At 67.2% G+C, this 7,724-nt stretch carries 6 protein-coding genes and 1 pseudogene; all 7 read right to left on the bottom strand.

Annotated features, from left to right (window positions below; translation table 11 throughout):
* Window positions 1-27: 27 nt before the first annotated feature.
* Window positions 28-1,722 carry a flagellar basal body P-ring protein FlgI gene (locus NTX40_07085; protein MCX5648844.1) on the bottom strand — a complete coding sequence of 565 codons (1,695 nt, stop codon included), beginning with the start codon at window positions 1,720-1,722 and terminating at the stop codon, window positions 28-30.
* A gap of 222 nt (window positions 1,723-1,944) precedes the next feature.
* Complete coding sequence (locus tag NTX40_07090; protein MCX5648845.1) at window positions 1,945-2,697, bottom strand: anaerobic ribonucleoside-triphosphate reductase activating protein; 753 nt, start codon at window positions 2,695-2,697, stop codon at window positions 1,945-1,947.
* Window positions 2,694-2,987: a hypothetical protein gene (locus tag NTX40_07095; GenBank protein ID MCX5648846.1), complete on the bottom strand. Its 294-nt coding sequence runs from the start codon at window positions 2,985-2,987 to the stop codon at window positions 2,694-2,696. The genes NTX40_07090 and NTX40_07095 overlap by 4 nt, the downstream gene beginning before the upstream one ends.
* 67 nt (window positions 2,988-3,054) lie before the next feature.
* The gene (locus tag NTX40_07100; GenBank protein MCX5648847.1) at window positions 3,055-3,393 is read right to left on the bottom strand and encodes a cupin domain-containing protein; all 339 of its coding nucleotides are present in this window, start codon (window positions 3,391-3,393) and stop codon (window positions 3,055-3,057) included.
* A 161-nt stretch (window positions 3,394-3,554) separates the two neighbouring features.
* Complete coding sequence (gene nrdD / locus NTX40_07105; GenBank protein ID MCX5648848.1) at window positions 3,555-6,008, bottom strand: anaerobic ribonucleoside-triphosphate reductase; 2,454 nt, start codon at window positions 6,006-6,008, stop codon at window positions 3,555-3,557.
* 276 nt (window positions 6,009-6,284) lie between these two features.
* A pseudogene (nrdR, locus tag NTX40_07110) lies at window positions 6,285-6,725 on the bottom strand (transcriptional regulator NrdR).
* 497 nt (window positions 6,726-7,222) lie between these two features.
* Entirely contained in the window at window positions 7,223-7,678 is a 456-nt protein-coding gene (locus NTX40_07115) for a cytidine/deoxycytidylate deaminase family protein (protein MCX5648849.1), read from the bottom strand.
* Between the last annotated feature and the right edge of the window lie 46 nt (window positions 7,679-7,724).

Raw genomic sequence — 7,724 nt, forward strand, 5'->3', positions numbered from 1 at the left:
TCCAGCGTCGTTCCGCCGGCCGAGAGGCTACGGCTCCTCGACGGTGATCGGCCGGGCGATCGGGCGGTCGCCCGCCATCTGGTATTCGAGCGGCTCGAGCACGATCGTGCCCGACATGGCCCGCTTCCGGGCCAGTTCATTCACCAGGCCGACGACGTCGCTGTACCCCAGGCCCAGGCCTTGCGGCGTGGGGTTCTTATCGAGACCCAGAGGGGTGGCCATTTTCTCGATGACGTCGCGCACCTCGAGTGTCGCCTCGACCCGCAGGTCGCGGCCCTCGCGGCGCGTGAAAAGCACGGTGCGCTCCGCGCCGGCCGGCGCGGTCGCCGTCACGCGGCGCGTCTCGGCCAGCAGCGGCGCGCGGACACGGACGTCGCCGAAGATCGCCAGATGCGGCCAGAGGTTGCGCGAAACGTAGATGAACGGTTCGGCCTTGGTCGGCACGACGCTCAGCACGAACTGGTCCTCGAAGACGCGGACGACGGCCGTGTCGGGGCCGGCGCGGCGCATCGCCCGCCACGCGGCGATGCGGACGCGGGGGCTCTTGGCGTCCAGCGCGCGGGCGAGCACCGCCAGGCCGAGGCCCTTCTCCAGCCGACCCAGCGCCTGCACCGCCGATTCCTGAAACTCCGATTGGCCGTCCAGCGCGATTCCCTGCAGCACGTGGACCGCCTCGCCGTCCTGAAGACGGGCGAGGATGCGGCCGACGTAGAAGCGGACCGACTCGCGCGGATGGTCGGCCAGTTTCCGGATCCGGGGCACGATCGACGACCCGAACGCCTCCAGGCAGACGGCGACGCGGTCCATGTCCTGGCCCGCCTCGAGGGTTTCGATGAGGAGGTTGAGGCGCTGGTCGCGGGCATCGGGCGCCTCGCGCAGATAGATCGCGCCCACCAGGTCCAGGAACTCGGGCTTGGAGTCGCGATAGGCGGCCGGAACCTCCAGGTCCACCCGGCCGGGGTCTTGCGTCCCTTTGGCGGCGCCGGGAAAGCGCGCGTTGATGAGGCGGACCAACTGGTCCGCGGTTCGGACGGAGGGGTCGAGGAGGGCCAGGCGGAAGTGGCGCGTCTGGACAGCCCGCCCGCCGCCGAGGATCCGGCCGACGCGCGGGTCGCCGGCTGCGCTTCCCACGCCTTCGGCGGCGAAGGGCGAGACGAAGATGCCGCCTCGGCCGGTGGCGCGGCGTTCGCTGCGCATTTCGCCGCTGCGGCCGGCCACGACGCGCGACAGGTCGCACTCCATCAGGAAACCTCCCTCGAGGCTGGTCGTCTCGGTGTTCGCGAGGGCCCGAACGTCGAGGTCGAACGCCTCGCCTTCGGCCACACCCGGCGGCAACAGGCCGCCCACCGAAACCACCGCCGTGTCGGGACTCGCCAGCAGACCTTCCGGATCGTCCACGTCATGACGCTGCATCATGGCGAGAATCTGTTGCCGAACCCCCGGCGGAACGACGCGCGTCCCCGTTCCGTCCAGACCCATCACGAAGCCGTACCCTTGCACCGGAATGTATTCGCGTCCGGCGAAGCGTGCCTCTTCGCCGACGGTGTCCTTCAGGTAGGCGGGGAGTTGGACGTCGCGCGGCGTGCGAGGCTGGTTCGGCCCGGACCGCTGGAGACAGGAGGGTCCCGTCGCCGCGGTGCTCAGGCCCGCCAGACAGACGAGCGCGAGCACGAGACGGCGCGGCATCGGCGTGCACGATGTCAGGCTAGACGGTGCGCGCATTCAGTCCCCGCTCTCTTTTCGTCCATGGTATCGACGCGCCCAGTTATCGGACTTTAGCAAAAGCGGCCCCACGGGATGAAAAAGGCGGTTTCGGCCACCGCGTCCCCCGAACGGAACCGGCCGGCCTGGCTCCGTGCCACGACCGGCCACCAGTCTAGAAAACCGCCCAGGCAGTGTCAACCCATCCGGGAGCCACAAAATCTTGGGGCCGGGGAACAACGGTCAGCCTCGTCCGGCGCCGACGCGCTCGGTTTCCGGCTGGCCGCGGACCATGCACCGGCCGACGTACCCCCGGCCGATGTCGGCCAGCGCCTCCATCCTCGCCGGGTCGTACGGCCGGACGCCGCGCAGCGCGGGATCCAGCGCGTGCGTCGGCTCGAACCGCTGGAGGACCCATCGGTCGGCCCCGGCGATCCGTTCACCCATGTCATGAACTTCCCGTTCGCCGATGAAGGCGGGGCAGACGGTCGTCCGCAACTCGCACTCGGCGGCGGAGGCCGCGAGAAGGTCGAGCGATCGGCCGACGGCCTCCAGGTCCACCGCCGTCCCGCAGGCCGCGTGGTATCGCTCGTCGAGGGGGGCCTTGAAGTCCATGGAGACGGCATCGACGAGGCCGGCCTCCAGGAGTTGCGCGAGCCGGTCCGGCTGCGTGCCGTTCGTGTCGAGTTTGACGGCGAGGCCCGCGCGGCGGAACTCGGCGCACAGGAGCGCGAGGCCGGGCCAGACGGTCGGCTCGCCGCCGCAGATCACCACGCCGTCGATCCACCCGCCGCGCGATTCGATGTGCGCGAGGATCGCGGCCAGCGGAATGGTCTCGGCGGGGTCGGCGAGCAGGGCGCCGGCGTGGCAGAACGGGCACCGCAGATTGCACCGCGGCAGGAAGACGATGGCCGCCAACCGTCCCGGCCAGTCGACCAGCGTGGTCGGATGATAGCCGGCGATGGGCGGCAACGGGGCTGTCGCGTTCGCATTCACACCGTGCTCACTTGCCGCACGTCGGAGAGAAACGTCTTGATCTCGGCCGACGGCGGAACACAACCTTCCCAGCGGGCCAGGGGTTCCTCGTCGTCGGACCAGAGGAGGGTGGTCGGCGCGTGGTGGACGTCGTAGAACGCGCCCTCCGCCCTGCCCTGGATGGAGTTCATGTCCACAAACGACAGGCCGATCGCGTCGGCCGCCTGTGCCTTCGCCAGCAGATGGGCCAGTTTGTCCTTGGTGCTCCGGCACATGGCGCAATCCGGTTTTCCGAACACTTCAAACCTCATGGCTCTCCCTCTCCCGTTCCGTTGCGGCGGCCCCCGTCGTTTCCCCTCGGCCTCGCGGCCGTCTCCATCACACGTTCACCTTGTCGGTGGGGTTGTAGGAGGACTTGATGAAGACGGCCTTGAGCGGCGTATCGGTGTCGTTGACGATGTTGTGGACCTCGCCCGCCTCGATGCGGACGGCCAGGCCGACGCGGACGGGATGCTCCCGGCCGTCCACCACCAGGCGTCCTCCTTTGCCCTCGACGAAGTAAAAGGTTTCCTCGACCTCGTTGTGCAGATGCCGACCGAGTTCCTCGCCCGGGGCGAACAGAACGATCCCCCAGTCAATGTGCGGCCCGCGGAAGAAGTACTTGACGCCGCTCTCGCCGCCGCGATACACCTGTTCCTGTTCCCGCACGATTTCCATGGCCGTATTCCCGTCACGCGGCGCGCGCCGCCCCTCGGGCGGTAACGCCTGGGCCGCAAAAAAATGACGGGGAGCCGGGACGGCGAGTTTCGGCTTATCTCCCCGGCTCCACCGTCAGCAAGGGGGCTCCCTCCAACCATGTGTCCGCGTAAGCGCGCGGCTCAGCCGGCGGCCGTGCCGAGTTCCGTCCTGGCCGCACAGGCCGACGGCGCGGGCGGACACACCGGCGTCACGGCGTAGTTGCCGCGATGCCGATCCCTCAGTTCTCCCAATTTCGACTTATTCCAGTTGGCGATACGGCTGAAGTATCCCACGATCCGCGTGATGCCGTACACATCCTCGCTCCCGCAGTAGTCGCAACGGTCCTGGAGTCTGGCCGTCCATTTGTGGCACCCGTTGCAGATGGTGAATTCGGGGCTGATCGTCAGTTGCGCCGCGATCGTTCCCTCGAACGTTCGGCGAACCAGCGCCAGGATGCTGGCGGCAGGCGGGCGTTCCTCCCCGACGAAGGCGTGGATGATGGCCCCGGACTCGATCATGGCGTGGAACTTCGCCTGTTTCTGGATGCGCGTCAGGAGGTCCACCGGCGCGTCCGCCCGCAGATGGATCGAGTTGGTGTAGTAATACTCGTCGGCCTCGATGTCGCCCTTCACCAGGCCGCGGGCGGCCGGCCAGTTCCGCATGTCCACCTTCGCCAGACGCCGCGTCGCGCTTTCGGCCGGCGATTCCTCCAGGCTCACCTTTAAGCCGTACTGCTCGGAGTAGGCCTTGGCGCGGCTGTACATGTACGACACGACGTACAGGCCGCGCTTCAGCGCCGCGTCCGACTCGTGCAGTTCCTCGCCGCTCATGTGCTGGATGCACTCGTTCAGGCCGATGAGGCCGATGATGTAGGTGGCGGCGTCGAGGTCGACGTACGGCCGGCCGTCCCTGGCCTTCTGGCCGATCTGCCAGAGGGGCATCTTGGGCGACTCCATCATCGTCTTGATGAACTCGCGCTTCTCCAGATGGGCCTGCATCGCGACGTCCATCGCCTCGCCAATATGGCTCAGCAGGGCGTCCCAGTCGCCGGTCCCCGCGCGGTAGGCCGCCTGCGGCAGGTTGATCGTCACGTTCTGGAACCCGCAGAAACGCATGCTCTCCGGGTGCCGGATCATGTGCTGGTCCTCGATCGCCGTCCGCAGCCGGCAGCACGCGCTCAGCGTCACCTCGTCGCGGTCGAAGACGAAGTACGGCACGCCGTTCTCCGAGGCGACCTGGCACGCGTACTCCAGCAGTTCCAACTGGGCCGGGTCGCGGAACGTGTCGGCGTTGATGTGGAAATCGCACTTCGGGAACGCGAACAGGTGGCCGTCGCGGTCCCCCGCGCGCCAGACGTCGAGCATCGCCCGGCAGAATCGCTGCGCCGTCGTCGCGTACTCGCCGTACGTCCGGCCCGTGTACTGGCCGCCCGGACCGATGGCCGGCACGTCCTTCAGGTAGCCCGGCACGCCCGTGTGGATGTTGAAGTCGAGGAAGAGCGTCTGGCCGCCGCGGCTGAACGCCGATTGCGAGCACGAGAAAATCAGGTGCTGCGCCTCCTGGCGCATCGTCTCGTCGCTCATCTCCTCGACGTACGGCGCGTACATGATATTGATGTACGCCACGCCCAGCGCCCCGGCGTAGTACGCCTGCATCGACGCCAGGAACGTGTTCAGGTGGCCCGTCAACGTCCGCGCGTGTTTCGCCGGAGAACTTTTCGTGTCCAGGTTCCTCAGGTCCAGGCCGTACTTCTTCAGATACTCCAGGCTGTGGCTCGAGCAGTACACGCGCGTCGGGTAGCCCAGGTCGTGCACGTGGAGCCGGCCGGTGAGGTGGGCCTCGGCCACCTCGCGCGAGAAAATCTCCGACAGAGCGAACTGTTTCAGCACCGTCTCGGCGATCGTCAGGTTGATCGCCTCCGGGTTGTTCTCCGTGATGTTCGAGTTTTCCTGGCTCTTCGAGTAGATGAGTTGCTCCAGGTCGTAGCGCGGCATGCCGATGATCTTCTGCCGCTCCAGCCGGCCCGTCAGGCCGCGCTCGAACAGTTCGTTGTCCACCAGTTCCCGGACCAGGCTCGTCGAAATCCGCGTCAGGCCCGACGCCAGCACCCGTTCCTCCACCGCGCTGGCCACCTTCCGGGCCGTCCGCGGGTCCAGGTGCGCCTCCTCCTCCAGGGCGCCGGCGATGCGGCCCTTGTCCCACGGCACGAGGGCGTCCTTCGCGCCCGTGTCCACCAGCAGCGCCAGGTCCGTCGTGTCGCCCGAACGTTCCCGGGCCTCCTTGCGGACCTGCGTCCGCCGCCGGGCCTGCGACCGACGGTCGCGATACAGGATGTAGGCCTTCGCCGTCTTTGCGTGGCCCGTTTCGATCAGGACCTTTTCCACCATGTCCTGGATGTCTTCGATGCCGGGAACCTCGCCCTCGTAATGCCGGTTCAGATAATCGCACACGGCGCCGGCCAGTTCCTCGGCAATGAATCGGTCCTCTCCCCCGACCGCCTGCGCCGCCTTGAAAACGGCATCGGCGATCTTGGATGCATCGAACGGCATGATTCGGCCGTCGCGCTTCCGAACTTGTGCAATGCGCTGCCCCATACCGACCTCTCCCTCTTCGTCCACAGCCCCCGTCCGCTTGGCCCCTGGTTGGTGAGACGCCGCCCATCCTCAGCGAGGCTTTTCGTGGGGGACGACCCCGGGGGCCGTCCCCCCACGCCTGCGCAGCATCCTGCGGACTCGCGGCGTGCGTCTCCGAGCGTCAGGCCGTCAGTCGCCGCCGGCCTTCCGCTCGCCTTCTTCGGCACGTTTCGACCTCGACTCGGGGGCGGGCGACCCTCCTTGGCCCCCGGGGCCGGCACGCCCGCCCTTTCCCGTCAGCATCGGTTCCACTTCCTGCACGAATTCGCTCACGTCCTTGAAGTTCCGATACACGCTGGCAAACCGCACGTACGCCACCTGGTCCTCTTTCCGCAGGTACTTCATCACCAGGTCGCCGATCGCCCGGCTCGGGATCTCCGCGTCGTACGTCCCCGTCAGTTCGTCCTCGATCTCCTGGAGCATCTCGTCCAGACGCTCGGTCGGCACCGGACGCTTGTGCAGCGCCAGGACCAGGCCCTGCCGGATCTTCTTCCGGTCGTAGGCTTCCCGGCTGCCGTCCTTCTTGATGACCCGGAGGCGCGGCTCCTGCTCGGCCCGCTCGTACGTGGTGTATCGGCGTCCGCAAGCCAGGCACTCGCGCCGGCGGCGGATGGCCGACCCGCTCGCGCGCGAATCCACGACGCGGTCTTTGTCTTCGCTGCAGAAAGGACACCGCATTGCCGGGCGCTCCTCAACGAAGTGACCGACGCCTACGCCGCCCTCACATCATCCGCCACGCGCCACGCCCCTATACCACATGTTGGGCCTTCCGTCCAGAAAAGATTGTCGGCAATTCCGACCCGCGAGATTAGAAAAACTGAGAAAGTGCAACCGCCGACTACCCCATATCGAGCCTTCGCCTATCATGCACCACCGCATCTTGCGCGTCAAGGAGTTTTTTAACGGTTTTCTGGCGGCTGAAACCCCTCACAAAATGCCATTCTCGTAAGGCCCGGCAACACAATATGTTGTGGTTAAACCTCCCGAGTTTTCCACCGTAAAAAATTTCTTTCCACAGCAATCCACAGGCCGCGCCACAATCCCTATTCCTGGGGGGCGCAGCGCCCCCAACGACCGCCCATGGGGTCCGCCACCAGCCGGCCGTCCCCAAAAAGAAAAAGGGGCCGGAGCCTCAAAGCCCCGCGCCCAATCGAAAACCGTCCGCCTCTTCGCGCCTACGCCTGCGCCGGCCGGAAGACCTCCAGCCCGACACCGCTTTCGGCCAGCAGGCGCTTCCCGAGGTCGTCGGGATAATCCTCGCGGCAGACGATGCGGCGGATGCCGGCGTTGATCGCCATCTTCGCACACATCGAGCATGGATGATGCGTCGTGTACAGCGCCGCCCCGTCGATCCGCACCCCGTGACGCGCCGCCTGGATCATCGCGTTCTGCTCGGCGTGCAGGCCCCGGCAGAGTTCGTGCCGCTCGCCCGACGGCACCTTCATCTTTTCACGGAGGCAGCCCACCTCCTCGCAATGCGGCACGTTGCTCGGGGCGCCGTTGTACCCCGTGGCCAAGATACGCCGGTCCACCACCAGAATCGCCCCCACCTGCCGGCGCAGGCACGTCGAGCGCCGCGACACCTCCTCGGCGATCGCCATGAAATATTCATCCCAACTCGGTCGGCTCATGACGAGGTACGGTAGCGAGCGGGGGGGCAAAAGTCAAGCGGCCGCG

Source organism: Planctomycetota bacterium (assembly GCA_026387035.1).
GTDB lineage: Bacteria > Planctomycetota > Phycisphaerae > FEN-1346 > FEN-1346 > JAPLMM01.